At 47.5% G+C, this 19,423-nt stretch carries 19 protein-coding genes; 8 read left to right on the plus strand and 11 right to left on the minus strand.

The genetic code is table 11. The features are described from left to right. The 6 genes from QUB63_RS08985 to QUB63_RS09010 all read right to left on the minus strand — a co-directional run bounded on the left by QUB63_RS08985 (nucleotide 1) and on the right by QUB63_RS09010 (nucleotide 6,749). The gene (locus QUB63_RS08985; RefSeq protein WP_332944566.1) at nucleotides 1–447 is read right to left on the minus strand and encodes a hypothetical protein; all 447 of its coding nucleotides are present in this window, start codon (nucleotides 445–447) and stop codon (nucleotides 1–3) included. Between the two features lie 17 nt (nucleotides 448–464). After that, nucleotides 465–812, minus strand: a complete 348-nt coding sequence (locus QUB63_RS08990; RefSeq protein ID WP_332944567.1) for a DUF5615 family PIN-like protein — start codon at nucleotides 810–812, stop codon at nucleotides 465–467. Nucleotides 813–816: 4 nt separating this feature from the next. Further along, on the minus strand, nucleotides 817–1,176 hold the full coding sequence (locus QUB63_RS08995) for a DUF433 domain-containing protein (protein ID WP_332944569.1): 360 nt from the start codon (nucleotides 1,174–1,176) through the stop codon (nucleotides 817–819). 349 nt (nucleotides 1,177–1,525) lie between these two features. Continuing rightward, nucleotides 1,526–3,256 carry a bifunctional serine/threonine-protein kinase/formylglycine-generating enzyme family protein gene (locus QUB63_RS09000; protein ID WP_332944570.1) on the minus strand — a complete coding sequence of 577 codons (1,731 nt, stop codon included), beginning with the start codon at nucleotides 3,254–3,256 and terminating at the stop codon, nucleotides 1,526–1,528. Between the two features lie 324 nt (nucleotides 3,257–3,580). Beyond that, a complete protein-coding gene (gene purL / locus QUB63_RS09005; protein WP_332944571.1) occupies nucleotides 3,581–6,118 on the minus strand; it encodes a phosphoribosylformylglycinamidine synthase subunit PurL in 2,538 nt (845 codons plus the stop codon). Between the two features lie 154 nt (nucleotides 6,119–6,272). Then, a complete protein-coding gene (locus QUB63_RS09010; RefSeq protein WP_332944573.1) occupies nucleotides 6,273–6,749 on the minus strand; it encodes a GNAT family N-acetyltransferase in 477 nt (158 codons plus the stop codon). A gap of 409 nt (nucleotides 6,750–7,158) precedes the next feature. On the opposite strand from QUB63_RS09010, the gene QUB63_RS09015 reads away from it, so the two are divergent. Continuing rightward, a complete protein-coding gene (locus QUB63_RS09015; protein ID WP_332944575.1) occupies nucleotides 7,159–7,758 on the plus strand; it encodes a pentapeptide repeat-containing protein in 600 nt (199 codons plus the stop codon). 255 nt (nucleotides 7,759–8,013) lie between these two features. Here QUB63_RS09015 and QUB63_RS09020 read toward each other — a convergent pair whose 3' ends face one another. After that, on the minus strand, nucleotides 8,014–8,649 hold the full coding sequence (locus tag QUB63_RS09020; RefSeq protein ID WP_332944577.1) for a Uma2 family endonuclease: 636 nt from the start codon (nucleotides 8,647–8,649) through the stop codon (nucleotides 8,014–8,016). A 68-nt stretch (nucleotides 8,650–8,717) separates the two neighbouring features. On the opposite strand from QUB63_RS09020, the gene QUB63_RS09025 reads away from it, so the two are divergent. Both QUB63_RS09025 and QUB63_RS09030 read left to right on the plus strand, forming a co-directional pair. Continuing rightward, nucleotides 8,718–9,815, plus strand: coding sequence for a flagellar assembly protein H (locus tag QUB63_RS09025; RefSeq protein ID WP_332944579.1), 1,098 nt, complete (start codon nucleotides 8,718–8,720; stop codon nucleotides 9,813–9,815). Between the two features lie 141 nt (nucleotides 9,816–9,956). Next, nucleotides 9,957–11,693: a DUF3352 domain-containing protein gene (locus QUB63_RS09030; RefSeq protein ID WP_332944580.1), complete on the plus strand. Its 1,737-nt coding sequence runs from the start codon at nucleotides 9,957–9,959 to the stop codon at nucleotides 11,691–11,693. 129 nt (nucleotides 11,694–11,822) lie between these two features. Here QUB63_RS09030 and mrdA read toward each other — a convergent pair whose 3' ends face one another. Both mrdA and QUB63_RS09040 read right to left on the minus strand, forming a co-directional pair. Continuing rightward, nucleotides 11,823–13,649, minus strand: coding sequence for a penicillin-binding protein 2 (mrdA, locus tag QUB63_RS09035; protein WP_332944779.1), 1,827 nt, complete (start codon nucleotides 13,647–13,649; stop codon nucleotides 11,823–11,825). Between the two features lie 163 nt (nucleotides 13,650–13,812). Then, entirely contained in the window at nucleotides 13,813–13,974 is a 162-nt protein-coding gene (locus tag QUB63_RS09040; RefSeq protein ID WP_332944582.1) for a hypothetical protein, read from the minus strand. Nucleotides 13,975–14,341: 367 nt separating this feature from the next. Here QUB63_RS09040 and QUB63_RS09045 point away from each other — a divergent pair, with 367 nt between their 5' ends. Beyond that, the gene (locus tag QUB63_RS09045; RefSeq protein ID WP_332944584.1) at nucleotides 14,342–14,824 is read left to right on the plus strand and encodes a hypothetical protein; all 483 of its coding nucleotides are present in this window, start codon (nucleotides 14,342–14,344) and stop codon (nucleotides 14,822–14,824) included. A 181-nt stretch (nucleotides 14,825–15,005) separates the two neighbouring features. Further along, nucleotides 15,006–15,803: a serine O-acetyltransferase gene (gene cysE / locus QUB63_RS09050; RefSeq protein WP_332944585.1), complete on the plus strand. Its 798-nt coding sequence runs from the start codon at nucleotides 15,006–15,008 to the stop codon at nucleotides 15,801–15,803. Between the two features lie 156 nt (nucleotides 15,804–15,959). Here cysE and QUB63_RS09055 read toward each other — a convergent pair whose 3' ends face one another. After that, on the minus strand, nucleotides 15,960–16,541 hold the full coding sequence (locus tag QUB63_RS09055; RefSeq protein ID WP_332944586.1) for an Npun_F5749 family FMN-dependent PPOX-type flavoprotein: 582 nt from the start codon (nucleotides 16,539–16,541) through the stop codon (nucleotides 15,960–15,962). A gap of 232 nt (nucleotides 16,542–16,773) precedes the next feature. On the opposite strand from QUB63_RS09055, the gene QUB63_RS09060 reads away from it, so the two are divergent. Continuing rightward, the gene (locus QUB63_RS09060; protein ID WP_332944588.1) at nucleotides 16,774–17,892 is read left to right on the plus strand and encodes a tocopherol cyclase family protein; all 1,119 of its coding nucleotides are present in this window, start codon (nucleotides 16,774–16,776) and stop codon (nucleotides 17,890–17,892) included. A gap of 124 nt (nucleotides 17,893–18,016) precedes the next feature. On the opposite strand, the gene QUB63_RS09065 is transcribed toward QUB63_RS09060, so the two are convergent. Further along, a complete protein-coding gene (locus QUB63_RS09065) occupies nucleotides 18,017–18,736 on the minus strand; it encodes a pentapeptide repeat-containing protein (protein WP_332944589.1) in 720 nt (239 codons plus the stop codon). A 28-nt stretch (nucleotides 18,737–18,764) separates the two neighbouring features. Between QUB63_RS09065 and QUB63_RS09070 the strand changes: the two genes are divergently transcribed. Both QUB63_RS09070 and QUB63_RS09075 read left to right on the plus strand, forming a co-directional pair. Further along, entirely contained in the window at nucleotides 18,765–19,022 is a 258-nt protein-coding gene (locus QUB63_RS09070; protein WP_332944591.1) for a hypothetical protein, read from the plus strand. A 149-nt stretch (nucleotides 19,023–19,171) separates the two neighbouring features. Beyond that, on the plus strand, nucleotides 19,172–19,297 hold the full coding sequence (locus QUB63_RS09075) for a hypothetical protein (RefSeq protein WP_332944592.1): 126 nt from the start codon (nucleotides 19,172–19,174) through the stop codon (nucleotides 19,295–19,297). Nucleotides 19,298–19,423 lie beyond the last annotated feature (126 nt).

Consider the following 19,423-nt stretch of genomic DNA (forward strand, 5'->3'; position numbering starts at 1 on the left):
TCAGGTTTTCGTTGGTGTAGACGCGGTTTCAACCGCCGATTCCAATTCTTGAAAAATTTTGTAACTACCGCAAACTACTTCGATACAAATATCCCCTTCCAGCCGAAAGTAGAAAAGGGGCGACGAACCTGTCTCAACCAAACCTGCTTGATTTTGAAAAGGATAGGACAAAGTAGATAAAATTTGACTCTTATCTTCTGTCAATTGTCTTAATTCTGCGTTACCCACCCAGAAGCAAGAGTCTTCGGAGTCGGAGTTGACTGGTTGAGAGATTACCTGATGAACGAGTTGATAGAATTCGATGGAAGTGTCATAAATCCCGGTTCCGAATGTAAAGTCTAAGCGCAAGGTTAAAGGTTGGGGGATTAGAGTAATGCCTGCGAGGTCGGCACTTTTCAAGTCTTCTATGCAAAAATGTTTTAAAGGGCGATCGGCTGTAGCAGTCATAGAATTATTAAATTCAATTAAGATATGGACGGCGGCCCAGAACGATAGACACGAATCACTTTTCCCGTCAGTATCTCAGCAGTAGATATCGCATCATTAATATTCGCACTCAGTCTAGGCATATCGTCATCTCGCGTGCAGGCAATAATACCGCAATGGTCAGGTTTCAGCTTGTGCAGTTGAAAGAAATCGCGCCGATTGACGGTCAAAACAGCTCGATTTTCACTGGTCGCAAATGCTAATACATCCTCATCAGGTAGTCCAGCATTTCCTGCTTCTTGAACAGTCTGCACATCATGCCCCAAAGACCGCAGATTTTGCACAACTTGTCGGGGAAATTGTTCGTCTGCATAGAGACGTGCCATAGGTTTATTTGATATTTTCAGGTGTATCTAAGATTTCGTCAGCATCATCTTGCTGTCGAATTGCTGACTCAATTTCCTCAGGATAAGCTTCAGTATAAGCCCAAACATTTACCAAATCAGCAGCACTGAGATGGGGGTAGCAGTCTAGGATAAAAGCATCGCTAGCGCCGTCATTGCGATAGCTGGCGAGCAACCAAACGGGAATGCGAGTTTTGTCAATACAAGCATCACCCCCCATCACGCCGGGAGTTTTGGTAATCGGGCGGCCGCTGTTTTTCAGGCTTTGAGTTAAAATGCCGATCGCCTCAGCTTTTTCGATCGCCGTTAAGGCCAGGAGTTGTACTTCTAATTCTTCGATAGTCATATAAATTTGGGGATTTAGGAATTGTGTAGCTATTTGATATTGTAAGGCGATATCTCTATCAGTTATCAAGCTCGGTAGGCTTAATTCTGCGGTAGGGGCGGGTTTTACCAACCATCTATGTCGGAACCAACAACATAATAAACCCGCCCCGGCCTCATCTCCGAATCCTCTTCACAAGCCCCCGAATTCATCCGTGGGGTCGATCTTTGAAATCTAAAATCTAAAATCTAAAATCTAAAATCTAAAATCTAAAATCGATTGACTGACTCTCGCGGTGTGTCGCTGCGAGATTGTCGATTTGATTTGTAGATTGTTCACAGCGACGCACCCTACCACTACTACGCGGAAACTAGGACGAGGAAGAAACCGAAGCTACCGCCACGCGAAAACCCCTGCCCCACCACCAGTAGTCCGCCGAGTTCCCGCCCCGATAGGCACAACGGCAATCGACCGCAAGGCTGCGCCAGGAACCGCCACGCAGTACCCGGTGATGACCTGTTCCAGTTTCCCAAGAACTTCCATCACTCGGTGCGCCATTATAATTGTCATGCCACTTATCGCTGCACCATTGCCAAACATTGCCGTGCATATCGTATAAACCAAACGAATTCGGCGAAAAACTGCCGACATCGGTTGTTTGTTTGCGGTCAAGTCCCTTTGGTGCATTACTGTAGGGATAATTGCCGTTATAATTGACTAAATCCGGGGTAATTGTCTCGCCAAAATAGAAAGGCGTTGTAGTTCCGGCGCGACAAGCATATTCCCATTCTGCTTCCGAAGGTAAGCGATAAATCTTGCCAGTTTTTTGAGAAATTTTCTGGCAGAATTCCAGAGCATTATTCCAGCTTAGTTGTTCTACAGGACGTTTCAAACCTTTGATATCAGAAGGGTTATTCCCCATCACTACTTCCCACTGTTCTTGAGTAATGGGATATTTACCCATAAAAAAAGGAGAGATATTAACAGTACGCTGCGACCCTTCACTGTCATATCGCCCTGTTTCCGTATTGGGAGAACCCATCACGAAACGGCCACCAGGAATTGCTACCATGTCTAAGGTTGCACCGCCACCTAAATTCTCCCTAAAAAATTGTGCTTGACGGCGTTGACGGCTAGTTATATTACCCCGCACATCAACTGTCACCGTTTCCAAGTCAAACCTTTTTAAAGTCTCTATAAAATTTGGCGTTGACTGACATTGAAAGTCTATTAAAACTTCCTCTGCTGATTGGTAGCGCTGCTGGATATCTTTTGCCAACAACTTAGATAAAATCAATACCAATCCCTTGTCTATAGGATTTTTCAAATGTTGCTGCCAATTTCCAGTCCAACTATAACCGTGTTCCGTCCACAAACCATAAGGATGTACCCCCGTCAGTAGATGAAAAGCCGTCGCCCCCAAGCTAAACAAATCGCTGGCTGGATAAGCTTCACCCCCTTTCATTTGTTCAAATGGTGAATAACCAGGCGTACCAATTTGCGTTCCCAGTCTCGACATCACTGTTCCCGACAACTGTTTGGAAACTCCGAAATCAATCAGCATTAACACACCGTCGCTGCGACGGCGCATAATATTGTCAGGCTTGATATCTCGGTGAATGATTTTTTGTTCGTGAATAAACTTGAGAACAGGTAGAAGTTCGAGTAATAGTTGCTTAACTTGGCTTTCTTGCCAAATTCCCTGCTTTTGGAAAAGGTTTAACAAATTATCTCCATCCACAAACTGCTGTACGAGATACCAGTATTTGTCTTGTTGAAAATAGGCATCTAGTGATGGAATTTGGGGATGTTGTCCTAGCTGTTGCAGTTGTCTGGCTTCTTGCTGAAATAATTCTACCGCTTTGCTAATCGCCCAAGTGCTCTGGACATTTGGTGCTAATTGTTTAACGACACAGCGTTGATTTAGTCGATCAATATCTTCTGCTAAATAGGTTCTGCCGAAGCCCCCTTGACCGAGGAGTTTGATCATGTGGAAACGATTTCGCAGGATGGGTACGAGTTCAATACCACAACTGATGCAATATGTTTGCCCGTCGGGGTTTTGAGGATTGGGGCAGTCGGGATTGATACAGCAAATCATTTATTGTATGAATGATACTGTTTATATTGTATATAGCAATCCTAAATCATTTGTGAATCTCTTACTCCCTCCCCGCGGGTTCGGGGAGGGTTGGGGTGGGGTAAAAAATTTACGACTCCTGCAAGAATTGCTATAGTGTGCAATAACCCCGACTTCTGTAATAAGTTTTTGCCAAAATCGTCGTGAATTTTATAAGAAGTCGGGGTTCTTGGGCGTGTTTTTAAACCCGGAGATCCCCCCTAGCCCCCCTTAAGAAGGGGGGGACAAGAGTATTTAAAGTCCCCCTTTTTAAGGGGGATTTAGGGGGAGCGAAACTTCACGTTGTCAAACAGATGCAATCCGACGCTCGATCGCATTATAGAACCGATCGCCCATCTCACTCATCCCAACCTCAATTAACGCTTGATTGTCAGCACTCACAACCCGCAAAGGTGATTCAGCCCCGCCAACTAAACCAATTTTCTGCCACATTTTGGTCAAATGTTCTTGCAGGTAAGACTCCCAAATTTCTTGATTTTTCGGTGCCACTGAAACTACAATGCAATTGCCCATTTCACCAAACAAAATTTCATCCCAGCGGCCGACCTTTTCCGAATTGAAACTGAGATGAATTTCCGCACCCATTTTAGCAGAAATACAAGATTCCGCGAGGGCGATCGCAATTCCTCCCTCCGCGCAATCGTGAGCAGAGCGTACCCAACCGCTGCGAATGCCATCCCGACAAGCTTTTTGCACTTGTCTTTCCAACTCAAAATCGATCGCAGGAGGCTTACCCGCGATCGTACCGTGAACCGCGGCCAAATATTCCGAACCGCCCAAAGTCGGAGAAGTTTGCACATCAGAATTTTGGGATGATGCACCAATTCCCAACAAATAAATTAAATCTCCCTCTTTTTGCCAAGCTTGGCCGCAAATCTTCGTCAAATCCGGAATCAACCCCACCATTCCGATTACCGGAGTCGGATAAATTGGTTGAGGATTCCCCTCAGCATCAACCGTTTCATTGTAAAGAGAAACATTGCCGCCAGTAACAGGAGTTCCCAACTCGCGACAAGCATCAGCAATTCCGCGACAAGCCGACGCTAACTGCCAATATCCCACAGGCTTTTCAGGACTGCCAAAATTGAGATTATCCGTCACCGCCAAAGGTTCAGCACCCACACAGCTCAAATTTCTCGCCGCTTCCGCCACTACCGCTTTTGCACCTTCATAAGGGTCGAGATAAACATAGCGAGAATTGCAGTCAACCGTTGCAGCCACTCCGGGAATAACCCCCCCCGGCATAGCCTTGGTAAGGGGGGGAGAAATTTCTGGAGTTTCCATACCTTGTCTCTTTTTAAATAGAGGAATTACCTCTTCTTCCTGTTTGGTTTCAGAAGCTTGAGAAACACCATCTTCTCTCTGTAGCCCCCCCGAAGCCTGGGGGGGTTGGGGGGGTTCTTCTAACCCTTTAGCAAGGGAAGATTGGGAGGTTTCTAGAGGTCGCAATCTGACAACAGCAGCATCCGCACCGCCCGGTAACAGCACAGTATTATTTTGCACTTGATGGTCGTATTGGCGATAAACCCAGCGTTTAGAAGCGATCGTGGGAGTATCCAAAAGAGTCAGCAAAATCTGATTCCAAGTTTGGAAATTACCTTGAACATCGATACCGAGCGCGGTGCATTCCGGCAACTTATCCGCCGTCCATTCCCATGCTTTCATAGCATATTCTGGCGCTTCTGTCAACAATTCGCGGTGATAAATTGGCGTGTTATCTGCCAAAGCAGTCGCGGTAATTTCAGCAGCGATTTCGCCTTTAAAGAGAATTCGGACGATCGGCTCTTCAATAACTGTCCCCGCGACTACGGCGTGCAATCCCCAGCGGTGGAAAATATCAATTAATTCCTGTTCCCGTCCTTTTTGGGCAACAAACAGCATCCGTTCTTGCGATTCCGAAAGCAGGTATTCGTAGGGAACCATGCCGCTTTCTCGAACCGGAACTTTGTCTAAATCAAATTCAATGCCGACGCCACCTTTGGCGGCCATTTCTGATGTCGAACAGGTAATTCCGGCCGCGCCCATGTCTTGCGCGGCGACGACTGCACCGGTTTTGAATGCTTCCAAACAAGCTTCAATTAAGGACTTTTCGAGAAACGGGTCTCCTACTTGGACTGCGGGGCGATCGTCCATTGATTTGTCGGTCAATTCTGCACTAGCAAAACTTGCTCCTCCCATGCCATCTCTGCCAGTAGTTGAACCGACGTAAAGCACGGGATTTCCGATGCCGGATGCCCCGGATTTAACGATTTCTTGAGTTTCCATTAAACCCAAGGCCATGACGTTAACTAGCGGGTTGCCGGAATAAGCAGCATCGAAATAAACTTCCCCCCCAACTGTGGGTACCCCAATGCAATTTCCGTAGTGACTAATTCCCGATACTACGCCTTTGAACAATCTCTGAGTTTTGCTATCATCTAAATTGCCAAAGCGGAGGGAATTCAAAAGTGCGATCGGGCGAGCACCCATTGTGAAGATATCGCGGAGAATGCCGCCGACACCGGTTGCGGCACCTTGGAAGGGTTCGACTGCTGAGGGGTGATTGTGGGATTCAATTTTGAAAGCAAGTTGCAAGCCGTCTCCCAAGTCTACAACACCGGCATTTTCTCCAGGGCCGACAAGAATGCGAGCTCCCTCTGTGGGAAACTGTTTTAATAGCGGCCGCGAATTTTTGTAGCAGCAGTGTTCGCTCCACATGACACCGAACATTCCCAATTCAGCTTTATTGGGATGGCGGCCGAGACGCTGAACGATTTCTTCATATTCTTCGGGTTTGAGTCTTTCGGCGGCAATCTGTTCCGGGGAAAATGGGAGGTTTGGCATAATAATTGCGATCGTTTTGTAGATTTTACACCCCTATTAGGGATTTTTTAATGCTAATTTCTAGGACGGGGAGTTTTTTTTATAACGCAGTGTTGAGATTTTAAGTTCTAGTATGGATTGAGGGCGCTGCATTGTTTTTTACCCCATGTTTGAACTATTCGAGAGACCGATCGAACCATAACTGCTGACCTCCCCACAGAGGTCTCAAGGAGCGAAAGCCGAGCCGTCGGTACAAGGCGATCGCATCTTCGTTGCGTTCGTTTGTATTGAGACCGATCGCACTACAACCTCTTTCGATCGCGCGATCGATCGCGAATTCTACCAGCCGCCGCCCCACCCCGCGCCGCCGCGCCTCCCGAACTACAAAGACATCTTCGAGTTCAGCCTCAAGGCCTGAGATCCAAGCCGAGTATCGGTAGCGACACTGTACGTAACCGATGTTATTTTCCTGCAGGTCGCAGGCGAGAAAAAACTCAGTTTTAGCGTCATTCAACATTCGGGCGATCGATTCGCGAAAGTCAGTATCCGAGGGAGTTGATTGGCCCAGACGATCGCGAAATGCGGCAGCGAGGCCCACGAGTGAAGCAAGATCCGCCTCCCTCGCAATTTTAATCTTTAGCGCAGTGTCCATATTACTAATGTCACTAACAAATGAAACCCCAACAAACCGAATTTTTCCCAAGTCAGCCAACCAGTGACTAGATCGATTACGGCTGCGCAGATAATGATTAAATAGCATTCATTGGCAACTTAATATCAAAGGCAGTATTAGTTTTTTGTGGCTTTGAGTAGCTTTCAGCACGCGATCGATTATACAGGGAAACTGAGAAGTTACCAAATATCGGATAATAATTGACATATATCTTGTTTTCTGCTATTGCAACCGCACCCGACGGTTAAAATGTTCTTAATTCCTCAAACCCTTGCGGAAGATTCCATATTCCCTCTTCCCTCTTCCTTCGTGTCCTTCGCGTCTAAGCGCTACGCGCAGGCTACGCCAACGCGGTTCGTACTTCCCTCTTCCCTCTTCCTTCTTCCTTATGACTCAAAATCTCAATTTTGCCAACCAAAACTTGCGGAACCGTTCATTTAAAGGGCTGGACTTGTCAGGGGCCAACTTCAGCGGTTGCGACATTCGAGGCTGCAATTTCACCGGGGCGATTTTGAGAGGAGCAAATTTTCAGGGTGTCAGAACCGGACAAAGCCGCCGGCGGGTAAAAAAATTGATTGCTAGGGCTGGGGTGACAGCGGTGATAGTGACGGCGGCTGGGGCTGTAATTGGACTGATTGGCGGGGCGGATGCGGGGGCTGTGGCGGTGGCGGGGACGGCTGCTACGGCGATTGCTGCGACTCGGGGCGAGGCGGGAATTGTGGCTGGGGCTGTGGCTGGGGCTGCTGCTGCGATCGGGGCTAACGGTATTGTGACATTTTTGGGCGGGGATACTCTCAGGGGAATTGTCTTATTTTTGGTTTCTGGGGTAATTCTTGGGTTAACGGCGATCGGCTTTTTTATCGCTGTTGAAGAAATCGAAAAATTGTCGGTAACGTCGTTTAGAAAAGCTGATTTGACTGGTGCTGTATTCGATCCGGGGGCGGTTCTCGATGCAGATTTTTCCGATGCGCGAGGCTTGCCGTGGTAAGCTGCACAATTATTGATTTTTTACCAGAAATAATTGGTTGAAAGCCTCTCACGAGTGAGGGAGAAATTAAAATCAGACTATTCATTACTCCAATCCTCGGACTTCTAGGTAGAGGTCGCTCTCCACAGGTCAACTGTCAACTGTCAACTGTCAACTGTTGAAGCATTCCCGGAATTAGGACACGGCGCTGCGTCCTCCACCGTCATGTTGTGGATTGTCACATCTAGGCGAGTGCGCGATCGTCGGGCGATTTCATCATCCAACGATAGTTAATTTCACCCATTCCCGCAATTCTCGCACTGCTGCGGTTGCGCCTGCTGTTTGAGCGCGATCGATAAATTCGTCAACTTTTGCCGTCGGTAGCATCGGGAATGCGAGGGAAAAATCGCACTCGGCATATTCGCCATTTTGCAATTGATAAAACTTGATGGTTCGTCCGTCGTACCGCCAGATTTCGGGTACACCTAAATCTGCATATAAATCGAATTGATTTAAGGAACTGCTGGTGATATCAATTTCCAGTGCTAAATCAGGCGCCGGATCTCGAGCAAAGTCTAATTCTGTTCTGCCTCTGACCAGTGCTTCATTCTGGATATAATAGCATGAATCTGGTTCTTTGCCCGCAGATTTTTTGCGTTTCTTAATAGTCATCGAGCCAAAGGGGTTGTACTCAAGATTTAGTTCTTCTATGAGAGTTACAATTAGGCGATCGATCAGCCTGTTGCGATTTTCATGTTCCGGTAGCGGCACCATAATTTCTAATTGACCTCGATGATAAGCGATTCTGGTGGCACGTTTGTTTCCCAGTTCCGCGAGCAAATCTTCATATAATTTCCAACTGATATTTGGTAGTAAAACTCTTTGTTCAGGGGACGTTGATATTGTTAACATTTGAGTTAGGTTTGTATGGGTGACTATTTGTTTGTGTAAAATAGCAAAGAGTGCAAAACATTGACTTTATGACTAAGTTTCCCCACGACCAGTTTGCTAAAGAATATCTTCAAGAGTTATTGTCGCCTCTGGGAGAAGTAGAAACCAGCAAAGATGTCACCGCTGAAGTCAGAGAAATTGATGTCTGGTTTCAACCAACTTCTTTTGAGGGCGAATATGTCCAGAGTTTGGGTTTATTGGGTAAGATGGCTGCTACTGTAGCTGTGATTGAGCCGTTTCGCAATCCGGTTAATACTGAGGGAATCTTTAGTTGTGTGGTAAAACTATTAAATAGTAGAGCCCAACTGGGGCGGGTGGCTAATCGAGAAGACCAGCGTTTAGAAGAAAGACAATTGCCGAGGTTGTGGATTTTAACTCCCACTGCTTCGGAACTTTTACTGGACAGTTTTGGTTTTAGGACTCCCGAAGAGTCTGAGGGCTGGGGGAAAGGAGTTTATTTTTTAACTGAGGTTTGGAGAGTCGGACTAATCGCGATTCACCAGCTACCGAGAAGTCCCGAGACTATGTGGTTGCGGATGTTGGGCCGCGGACGGGTGCAGCAGCAGGCGATCGCAGAACTAAGTGCATTGCCTGTGAATAATCAACTCCGAGCTAACGCGCTAGAATTATTGTACATCTTGCAGGCAAATTTGCAAGCGAATACACCAACTATTCCCGCAGGGGATGATGAAGATCAGGAGTTAGTTATGGCAATCGCACCTCTTTTTCAACAACATTTAGAAGCAGCAAAACAACAAGGTCAGGAAGAAGGACAGCGGATGATTTTGGAGAGTTTTTTGCAGGTCAGATTTGGGGAGTTAGACCCACGAACGGTCGCATTAATTCTACCTATTTCGGGTTTGCCTGTTGCCGATTTCACCTTGCTGTTAGTGCAATTATCTACTCTGCCTGCGGGAGAACACGAACACCAACAAGTCCAAAATTTGTTGGCTGAAACTGTTTTGAAAAAATCTTTCCCTCAAGCGGAACAGTTATCACAAATTTCGGCTAGTATTATCCATGATTTGCTGGATTTATCTCCAGAGAATTTATCATCGCTGTTGGCAGACTTACCTCAATTGTCGATTGAAGAACTGACAGCTAGATTGGCACAATCATTGAGTTAGAAAAAATAAACTGAGGGGCAATAGCCTTTCAATATTGGGGCGGTTTCTCACAGACACCGCCTCTATATTTTGCAGATGTCAATAGCTGCGGTCATGCGCTACTGTAGTTAATAGTAGACTGTGGTCATTAGTCCTTGTTGTATGAAGCTGCGATCGTTCTTTTCTTTCCTCATTGCTGGCGTCTTGGCACTCTTAGCCTTGGGTGCAGGCGGTTTTTACTGGCTGTCAACCAAAACTCCCCTAAATTTGCTCGCCGGCGGGCCGACAACTACTCCGGCTGCGGCTGTGTTTGTCTCGAAACAAGCACCTGTGTTAGTTTCAATGCTGGTAAATCCCGATCGCCTCGAAGCATTGCGACAAGTTTTTGCCACTCCCGAAGAAAGAAGCCTCGCGCACGCTGAATTCGAGCAAATCAAGAAAAGCCTCCTCGCCAATACTGGTCTGGATTACAGTCGAGATATCCAACCTTGGATAGGTGACGAAATTACCCTCGCTCTCACAAATCCCGATTTCGACGATCGCGATCGCAGCAACGGCCAACAAACCGGATTTCTGCTGGCGGTTTCCTCCCAAAATGCCGATCGCAGCCAACAATTTCTCGACTCCTACTGGCAAAAACAATCTCGTAAGGAGAAAACAGTGCAGTCGGAACTATATAAAGGCGTAAAAATCAATTATAAAAAACCACCAATAGCCAAGAAAAAAACATCTCAGCTTTCGCCTTTCAATCCGCTGTATCTGCCTAATTCAAGTTTGCCTCCCAGCTTTGCAACAGCAGCCATCGGCGGCAGTTCGGATTCGGGAAATAACCTGAGTTTTGTGTTATTTGCCAACAGTCCGAACCTGCTGCGAGATGCAATTAATAACGTAGAATCAGCCAACTTGAATCTCAACAACAGTCCCAACTATCAAAAAGCTTTGCAGCAGCTAACTCAAGGCAGAATAGCTTTAGGATTTGTCAATCTCCCGCAGCCAGCAACCGAGCAAAATCCGCAAGTTTCCCCGAATTCCCTCGCAGTTGCTGTCGGAGTCAACCGCCGCGGATTGCTGGCTCAAACTGCTTTAGTGACATCCGGAGAAAACACAGCTTCTCCAACACTCTCGGAACCAGTCAAAGCCTTGCAATACATTCCCTCAGACAGCCCTTTTGCCGTTGCCAGCACCGATTTAAGGAATTTTTGGGGTGATTTGTCATCGGCGGCGTCCGCTAATGCAGAAGTCTCAAAATTAGTCGATCGCGCGATCGCAGATATTCAGCAAAATTGGGGCGTCAATTTGCCGCAGGATATATTTAACTGGGTACAAGGAGAATACGCTTTAGCAGTGGTTCCGAGTTCGTCAAACACTCCAGACTGGATTTTTGCAGCCGAGAAATCTGCTGATTCTCTTGATGCGATCGACAAACTCGATGAAATTGCCCGCAGCAAAGAATACAGCATCGGCAGCTTCACTCTCAGAAACCAAAAAATTACCGCTTGGACGCAGTTGACAACGAGCCAGAGTTACGATAAAAAAAATAATAGAAAAAGTGCGATCGAAACCGAGGCAAAAGGAGTTCGAGCCACAGTCGGCAAATACGAAATTTTCACCACCTCAGTAGAAGCAATGGACGGCGCGCTCAAAGCAGCCGAAACAGGCTCTTTGGTGGCAAATCAAGACTTTCAAACCAGCATCGAACCGCTGCCGCCAGCTAACGACGGCTATTTGTATTTAGACTGGCCCTCAAGCAGAGCAATTTGGGAAAAACAAATCCCGCTGTTGAGGTTAATTGAACTTTCCGCCAGACCACTTTTCGACCACTTGCGATCGCTCACCGTCACCAGTACGGGAGAAGTCGCAGGAATTCGCAAAGCTACAGTATTTATGCGACTGAATTAGTCAGTTGTCAGTTGACAGTTGACAGTTGACAGTTGACAGTTGACAGTTGGTTCAAATTACCAATTACCAATTACCAATTACCAATGACTAATGACTAATGACTACTGACTAATGACTACTGACTACTAACTATTCAGGGGTGACTACTAAGGGGTTGGGTGGTGTTTTAGGCTTGCCAAAATAAGCTTGAAACACCTCTTTGGCGATCGGGGCCGCGGCCATAGAACCAAAACCGCCATTTTCCACAACCACGGCGATCGCAATTTCCGGCTTGTCAGCAGGCCCATAGGCCACATACAGCGAGTGATCCTTCTGTCCGATCACCTCCGAAGTCCCCGTTTTGCCCGCCGTTAGCGGAATCGAACCGTCATTGAGCCCCCGTCCCGTACCCTCGGTAACTACTGCCACGAGTCCCTCCTTAATCACCTTAAGCGTCGAAGGTTTAATCCCCGTAGGTACTGGTTTTGTCTCAGGCTTGCCAGTCAGAGAAGTCAAAAGATGCGGCTTGACGCGATTACCACCATTGGCGATCGAACTCACCATCACCGCCGCCTCCAAAGGAGTCACCAACACGAACCCCTGACCGATCGCCATTGTCACCGTATCACCAGCATACCAAGGTTCTTTATAGATTTTTTCCTTCTCGGCCGGCGTCGGCATTTGACCGTGATCGCCGCCGCCTAGCCCCAAAAGCTTCAAATCCGTATCCTTGCCAATTCCCAAGCGGTGTCCCCACTTAGCAATTTCCTCGGGCCCGGTACTCATCCCGATTTGATAAAAAAACGTATTGCTGCTGAAAGCCAAGGCATCCCGAAAGCCGATGTCGCCGTAACCGCCGCTGTGTTCGTTAAAATCAATTCCCCCCACAGTAATGTAAGACGAAGTACCAAGAATTGAGTCCGGCGAAAACTTGCCCGACTCCATCCCCGCGACGGAAGTCACAATTTTAAAAGTGCTGCCGGGGGGATAGCCTTGCATCGCGCGATTCAAAAATGGATTTGCCTCGTCTTGAAGAGTTGCCCAGTCATCCTTAGTGATTTTTCGCGTAAACAGATTGGGGTCAAAAGTCGGGTGGCTGGCCAAAACTAATACCCCGCCGGTTTTGACATCCAGGGCTACTACTGCTCCCCGCCGGTTCCCGAGCGCTGTTTCGGCTGCTTTTTGCATGGACAAGTCTATGGTTAGCTGCACCGCCTCGCCCGGTTTGGGCGGTGTTTCTCCCATCAGCCGCAATTCTTGATTTTGGGCATTTACCTCGATCAGCCGATCGCCCCACACTCCCGCAATTTCCTTGTTAGAACTCGCTTCTATGCCCATCTGACCGACAATCATCCCCATCGGATATTCCGGGTGAGCTTTCAAGTCTTCTGCGGTAGCTTCGCCAATATATCCGAGAACGTGAGCCGCCAAACTGCCTTCGGGATAGTAGCGGTTCGCTTCTGGCCGCACTTCCACTCCCCGCATTTGTCCCACCTGTTCTGCTAGCGGCACAAACACCTCTGGCGGCATCGCTTGCCTGATCCGCACAGGTCTGTAGGATAGAGGATCGACCTGTTTTAATTTCTGTAAAATTTCTTTGGCCGGGATTTTCACCAGCGGACTCAACTTGTCTGCTGTCACTTTCCACTCTTCCGGCGTTTGTTCTTTCGGCCACAAATATACCGATCGAGCTAAATTGTTTGCAGCTAGCAGCTTGCCTTTGCGATCGACAATGTGTCCGCGATTCGCCGGCATTGGCACTAGGCGAACGCGATTGTTTTCGGCTCGTTCCCGGTTTTGCTTGCCTTGTACCAGTTGCAATTCCACCAGCCGGCTAGCGTGCAGGCTCAGCAAACCGGTTGCCACCAGCATTAACACGATCGCCCGGTGTATCGGACGATCCTGTTTCTTAGGAGTTTCCAGCAGAGTTTTGTCATTCGAGCGAAATTCAGATAGCCAAGAAATTTCTCGTTGCATCATTCTATAGGTAGATGTCAAATCCTAGATTTTAGAGTGCTGATTGTCAATTATGAACTATATACCATGAGACCGGGATCGGGCATTGACTTTTAAACGCAGCGGAATGATGAATAATTTGCGGTTAACAAATAACTAATAACTCATGAGCCACTGCTGCTGACTAATCGCCCAAACACCAAGAAATAAACAGCAAAATCAAAGTCAGGCTCAGCCAACTAGGGAGGTGGAACCAGCCGGAGAGACCCATAGGCAACAATACCAAAATCTGTGTCAATACCGAACCGATCGCCAACAGCAAGGCTAGGAGTATCAAATTGAGCATCTTGACCCCCACCCAAAAACGGATACAAGTTTCCGACACTCGGATCGGGCCACCCAAAATTTTAGACCCAAGTTCCACCTCCGGTGATTCACTGCGCTGCGAGTCAATCGAAAATCGAAAATGGCCGGCTCTAAAATCGAGTGACACCGTACAATTGCGGATGTGAGCCGATCGCGTGTGGCAGAACTCGGAGTGGCACGAGCTCGGGCGATCGCGCAGGTGTTGTCCTGATAGAAATAAGGAACATAAGCCAAGAGGTTTTGAACTAATTAAAAAAAAATGTTCATCCTCTCCTAGTTGGGATTGTTGGGGCTGCGATGGGTAAATTGTGAGTTGTGATTTTAAGTTGTGAGACAGGAGTATTGCCATGTTGTTTAATCCGCGAACCCATTTCAAAAACGGTGCGATCTTGGCTACCACCTGCGCGATCGCCGCCCTACCAGTTTTAGCAGAAACAGCCAATTTCGGCACATTAACTTTATCGCGAGGTTTTGAGTCACCCACAGCAGTTTTGAGAGGTTCCACAGGCGGATCGTACTCTCTCTCTGCCATTGCCAACGCCGATCGCCACAAAAACAAATGTTTGGGTTTTGCCACTCCCACTCCCGACCACATCATAGTCTTGCAGCAAAACTTTTCAAAACTCACCATCCAAGTCAACAGCGGAGGCAACGACACAACCTTACTCGTACAAGGCCCCGGTAACGCCGTGCGCTGCGGAGACGATGCAGGTCAGAATAAAGATGCCGGCATTGTAGATTCAGACTGGCAAGCAGGCTCTTACAAAATTTGGGTCGGTACTCTCGAACCCGGAGTCAAGTCTAACTATACGATCTCAGTACAGGAATAGAACGCAGCGGCGCTGTTGGATACCGAACGATCGAATATCCTCAAATTCTCCCCCAATCTCCCCCTCGGACACTCCCCCAATCTCCCACTCCCGGGATCGACCGATCCGTCGCTAACTTCCCCCGTCGAGTAAAATGTAAGATCGAAAGTGCCGTGTTTAACCAAAATTGGTAACTCCGAAAGTGCTAAAGACCCTTAGAGCTGACTTCAGTATAATTTTCGATCGCGACCCTGCCGCTCGCAACTGGCTGGAAGTTTTGTTTTGTTACCCAGGTCTTCAGGCCCTAGTGCTGCACCGCCTCGCACACTGGCTTTACGTGCTGGGACTTCCCTTCATCCCCCGCTTGATTTCCCACATTGCTCGCTTTTTGACCGGAATTGAAATTCACCCGGGGGCAACGATCGGCAAAAGCGTCTTCATCGACCACGGTATGGGGGTTGTGATCGGCGAAACCGCGATCGTCGGCGATTTTGCCCTCATTTACCAAGGCGTCACCCTCGGCGGCACAGGCAAGGAAAGCGGCAAGCGTCACCCTACCGTCGGCGAAAATGTAGTTGTCGGTGCCGGCGCCAAGGTACTCGGCAACCTGCTAATTGGCAACAACGTTCGCATCGGCGCAGGTTCCGTCGTCCTCCGCGATGTACCGTCTGACTGCACGGTGGTAGGGATTCCCGGCCGCATCGTTTACCGATCGGGAGTGCGCGTCAATCCCCTAGAACACGGCAGTTTGCCGGATTCGGAAGCAGCGGTAATTCGCTCTTTAGTCGATCGCATCGAGTCCCTGGAACAGCAACTAAAAACTTTGCAGACTCAACCATCTGCCTCCTTAACTTCTGTTCCCAATTCCCATTCAGCATTCCCAACTTTCAATCAAAGCAGTCATGTAGCTGTAGCGGAAACAAACCAATTAGCTGTTGCTACCGCTTGTCAGTTAAAAGATAAAGCAATTCAAGAATTTTTCGACGGCACCGGCATTTGATACCATTGAAGCATTGAAGCATTGAAGATTAAAGAATGGAGAATGATTGACTGCATAATATTTGGAAGGGCATACAGTTGCATTCTTTTTGGAAATTGGGATGAATTGAAAATTAAAAATTAAAAATGCCAGTCTGTGTTTTTAATTTTTAATTTTTCACGGATTGACCGATCGCACAAACCAATTTCCCTCCGCGTCGCGTGCATAAAGCGATCGGTTCTGCGGTTCCCCCCGCAACTCCAAAAAATCCACCGTTTCCGCCTCCAACAGCAGCAAGCAAAAATTAGGCAGCGGAGCGATCGCATCTGGGGAAGCACAATCAAAAGCAGTAGCCAGGGCCAAGTCTTCCCCCGGATGAGGCCAAGCAAACTGCGAGCGAGCTCCCTCAGAAATCTCCTGCCAAGCTGTGCGGCGCGCGGCGCACAACTCTGCATCTGGACAATCTGCCCCTGCCAAAATCAGTTGTCCAGCAATCCGAAATTGTTCGCGAGTTTTAGGGAAATACCAGCAAATCTCCCCCCAAGGATAGAGATTAATTTCCTCTGCCTTTTGACTGCGAATATCTGTAATAAACTTTAACTGGTTGGTGTTTTCCAAAAAGCCTCGAAACACCACAGTGCGGTTGGCCGGACGCCCGTCAGGACGAACCGTTGCTAGTTGCAAGTAGCGGGCATAAACAAGACTGCGGTTGCGGTGGAGCGATCGCGCTAAGGGCGAGCGCCAAAGTGCTAAAGACATAATTAATATCCTATTATATTGGTAATCGGTAATCGCAAATCGGTAATTGGTAATTGGTAATCGGTAATCGCAAATCGGTAATTGGTAATTGGTAATCGGTAATTGGTAATCGGTAATCGGTAATGTACTGAGCCTGCTTCTTCCTTCTAGCTAATGACCAATGACCAATGACCAATGACTAATGACTAATGACCAATGACTAATGACTCTTTTTTCTGCTATTAGTAATTTTATGTCAAATTCACCCTCAAAAATCAAAACTATTGAAACTCCCCACAGCGGCTACCACTGGGACGGCAGTTCCAGGCGCTTTTTTGAAGGCTGGTACTATCGAATAACATTACCAATTCACGGACAATCCTTTGCCTTCATGTATTCCATCGAAGACCCCAGAGGCGGTCAACCATACAGCGGCGGTGCAGCCCAAATTCTCGGCCCAAAAGATAGCTATTTGTGCCGCACCTTCCCCGATGTAAATAAGTTTTGGGCGCACCGAGACACATTGGGTTTAGGACATTGGCGCAAAACAGATTTGCAGATTAAACCCGAATATTTACAACCGCAAGTATTCGACAGCCGCGTCGAAGAAGGCTATCAAGCTACTGCTACCTTAAATCAAGGTTATCTGCACGATCCCGGAAGCGGCACTCACTGTTTTTGGCAATATGAAATTCAACCAGTTTACGGCTGGGGAAACTCTGACGAACTCCAGAAATCCACGGCAGGAATGCTATCTTTTCTGCCCGTATTTGAGCCTGGATGGCAAATTTTAATGGCTCACGGTTTAGCAACAGGCTGGATTGATTGGAACGGCGAACGCTACGAATTTAAAGATGCTCCCGCTTACACCGAAAAAAACTGGGGCGGTGCTTTTCCCCAGAAGTGGTTTTGGATTAATTGCAATTCTTTTCAAGGCGAAAGCGATTTAGCTTTAACTGCTGGCGGCGGCAAGCGGGGCGTGCTGTGGTGGATGGAATCGGTGGCAATGATTTGTCTGCATTACCGAGGCAAATTCTACGAATTTGTGCCTTGGAATTCCCAAGTTAGTTGGAATATTGAACCTTGGGGAAGCTGGAAAATGCAGGCGAGAAACAGTCAGTTTGAAGTTGAGTTAATTGGCACTACAAATAGTTCTGGTACTTACGTGCGAACTCCTACAGCCAAGGGTTTGGCTTTTTGCTGCCGCGATACGACGCACGGCAACTTGCGCTTGCAACTGCGAGAATTGTTGGGCCAAAATGTCGAAAAAAATGGCAAGCAGAGTTCTAAAATTATCTTAGAGGCTCAAAGTTCTTTGTCCGGTTTGGAAGTTGGGGGCGGGCCTTGGGATGAAGTTTGGCGATCGAATTAAGGAAGAAGTCATGAGTCATCAGTCATCAGTCATTAGTCGGTCAACCGTCAACTGTCAACTGTCAACTGTCAACTGTCAACTGCCAACTGTCAACTGTCAACTGTCAACTGTATTCAGACCGACTTTACTTTAAATTAAAGCCAATTTTTTCATTATTAATAGAGCCGTCGGGCATTATTGCCCCAGAGAGCACCGCACCTCTGAGATTTGCTCCCGTTAAATTAGCGCGTTCTAAATTAGCATTGCTCAGATTTGTGACTTGTTTGGAACCTCGGAAAAAGAAGCTGTGCAAGTCAGCATTTGTCAAATTAGTGTCTGCCAAATTAGCATATTGCAAGTCAGCACCGTGCAGCGTCGCATCAGTTAAATTAGCTTCGGTAAGATTGGTTCCCCAAAGTCGAGAATCCAACAAATTAGCGTCTTGTAAATTAGCGCGGCTCAGATTTGCCAAAGTCAGATTAGCATCCCACAATTTGGTGCGGTTGAAATTAGCTTCGGTCAAATTTGCTCGACTGAGATCCGTACCCAAAATATCAGCATTTGCTAAATTTGCGCCGCTTAGATTGGCGTCAGAAAGGTCAGCATTTTTTAAATTAGCACCGGACAAGTTGGCGCCGGACAAATTGGCGCCGCTCAAGTTGGCTTGTTGGAGATTAGCTCCTCGCAAATCGGCAGCGCTCAAATCGCATTGCTTCCACAGAAAGCTGACGCACCAATTATCTTTTAATAGCTGACTCACATCCTCGGCATTCGCGGCCATCACAGGAGGAGTTAAGTAGAGAGTGAACAGGACGATCGCCAATACTGCCGCGAAGAAAGTTTTTAACCTCAGAACTATTTTCATTGACACTAATTTGCACAATAGATTCTTGATGTGTAATCAAAGCATACCAAAGAACCGGCAACTTTCACCGGCAATATTACTCAAAAATATTAGTGAAATGTCGATCGGGGTTGGCGCAGCCACCACCTTAACTCAAGCTGTCACGGGCGATCGAGCTACAAACCCGGTTTCTTTGAGAAACGCCCTAATACTTGAGTTAGAAACCGGGTTTCTTCCTAGATTTCACGCCGCCCAACCAGATTTTTCCGAGAAACCCGGTTTCTTTGAGAAACTCGCTAATACTTGAGTTAGAAACCGGGTTTCTTCCTAGATTTCACGCCGCCCAACCAGATTTTTCCGAGAAACCCGGTTGTTTCACAGATGCCTCGCTGTCAAACTCATATTTTTCGTAAAAACCGGGTATTAGATGGCCCCAAGTTCGATCGGGATTTACTTATGGAATATCGCTACACGGTAATGCTGGTGGCGGGCAGCGGCGACGATTCGGCAGAGGCTTACCTCCAAACAATCCCGCTAGGAACTTCTGAAGACGGTTCGTCCCAAACCGCCCATATCCCCTGAAAATCGCCGATTTAGGCAGTTATAGACGCTATTTTCCCGCAGTTGCGATCGGCATCACTAACTAAGCCCAACTCAGATCACACCAGTCAATGCCCGCGCATCACCCAATCTCATCAAACTTATCAC

This window comes from Microcoleus sp. ARI1-B5, from assembly GCF_036705795.1.
In the GTDB taxonomy this organism is placed as follows: Bacteria; Cyanobacteriota; Cyanobacteriia; order Cyanobacteriales; family Microcoleaceae; genus Microcoleus.

Excerpts from the sequence above, each read along its gene's own strand:
- QUB63_RS08985 (WP_332944566.1), bottom strand. The coding sequence starts at position 447 with ATGACTGCTACAGCCGATCGCCCTTTAAAACATTTTTGCATAGAAGAC.
- QUB63_RS08990 (WP_332944567.1), bottom strand. The coding sequence starts at position 812 with ATGGCACGTCTCTATGCAGACGAACAATTTCCCCGACAAGTTGTGCAA.
- QUB63_RS08995 (WP_332944569.1), bottom strand. The coding sequence starts at position 1,176 with ATGACTATCGAAGAATTAGAAGTACAACTCCTGGCCTTAACGGCGATC.
- QUB63_RS09000 (WP_332944570.1), bottom strand. The coding sequence starts at position 3,256 with ATGATTTGCTGTATCAATCCCGACTGCCCCAATCCTCAAAACCCCGAC.
- purL (WP_332944571.1), bottom strand. The coding sequence starts at position 6,118 with ATGCCAAACCTCCCATTTTCCCCGGAACAGATTGCCGCCGAAAGACTC.
- QUB63_RS09010 (WP_332944573.1), bottom strand. The coding sequence starts at position 6,749 with ATGGACACTGCGCTAAAGATTAAAATTGCGAGGGAGGCGGATCTTGCT.
- QUB63_RS09015 (WP_332944575.1), top strand. The coding sequence starts at position 7,159 with ATGACTCAAAATCTCAATTTTGCCAACCAAAACTTGCGGAACCGTTCA.
- QUB63_RS09020 (WP_332944577.1), bottom strand. The coding sequence starts at position 8,649 with ATGTTAACAATATCAACGTCCCCTGAACAAAGAGTTTTACTACCAAAT.
- QUB63_RS09025 (WP_332944579.1), top strand. The coding sequence starts at position 8,718 with ATGACTAAGTTTCCCCACGACCAGTTTGCTAAAGAATATCTTCAAGAG.
- QUB63_RS09030 (WP_332944580.1), top strand. The coding sequence starts at position 9,957 with ATGAAGCTGCGATCGTTCTTTTCTTTCCTCATTGCTGGCGTCTTGGCA.
- mrdA (WP_332944779.1), bottom strand. The coding sequence starts at position 13,649 with ATGCAACGAGAAATTTCTTGGCTATCTGAATTTCGCTCGAATGACAAA.
- QUB63_RS09040 (WP_332944582.1), bottom strand. The coding sequence starts at position 13,974 with ATGCTCAATTTGATACTCCTAGCCTTGCTGTTGGCGATCGGTTCGGTA.
- QUB63_RS09045 (WP_332944584.1), top strand. The coding sequence starts at position 14,342 with ATGTTGTTTAATCCGCGAACCCATTTCAAAAACGGTGCGATCTTGGCT.
- QUB63_RS09055 (WP_332944586.1), bottom strand. The coding sequence starts at position 16,541 with ATGTCTTTAGCACTTTGGCGCTCGCCCTTAGCGCGATCGCTCCACCGC.
- QUB63_RS09060 (WP_332944588.1), top strand. The coding sequence starts at position 16,774 with ATGTCAAATTCACCCTCAAAAATCAAAACTATTGAAACTCCCCACAGC.
- QUB63_RS09065 (WP_332944589.1), bottom strand. The coding sequence starts at position 18,736 with ATGAAAATAGTTCTGAGGTTAAAAACTTTCTTCGCGGCAGTATTGGCG.
- QUB63_RS09070 (WP_332944591.1), top strand. The coding sequence starts at position 18,765 with ATGTGTAATCAAAGCATACCAAAGAACCGGCAACTTTCACCGGCAATA.
- QUB63_RS09075 (WP_332944592.1), top strand. The coding sequence starts at position 19,172 with ATGGAATATCGCTACACGGTAATGCTGGTGGCGGGCAGCGGCGACGAT.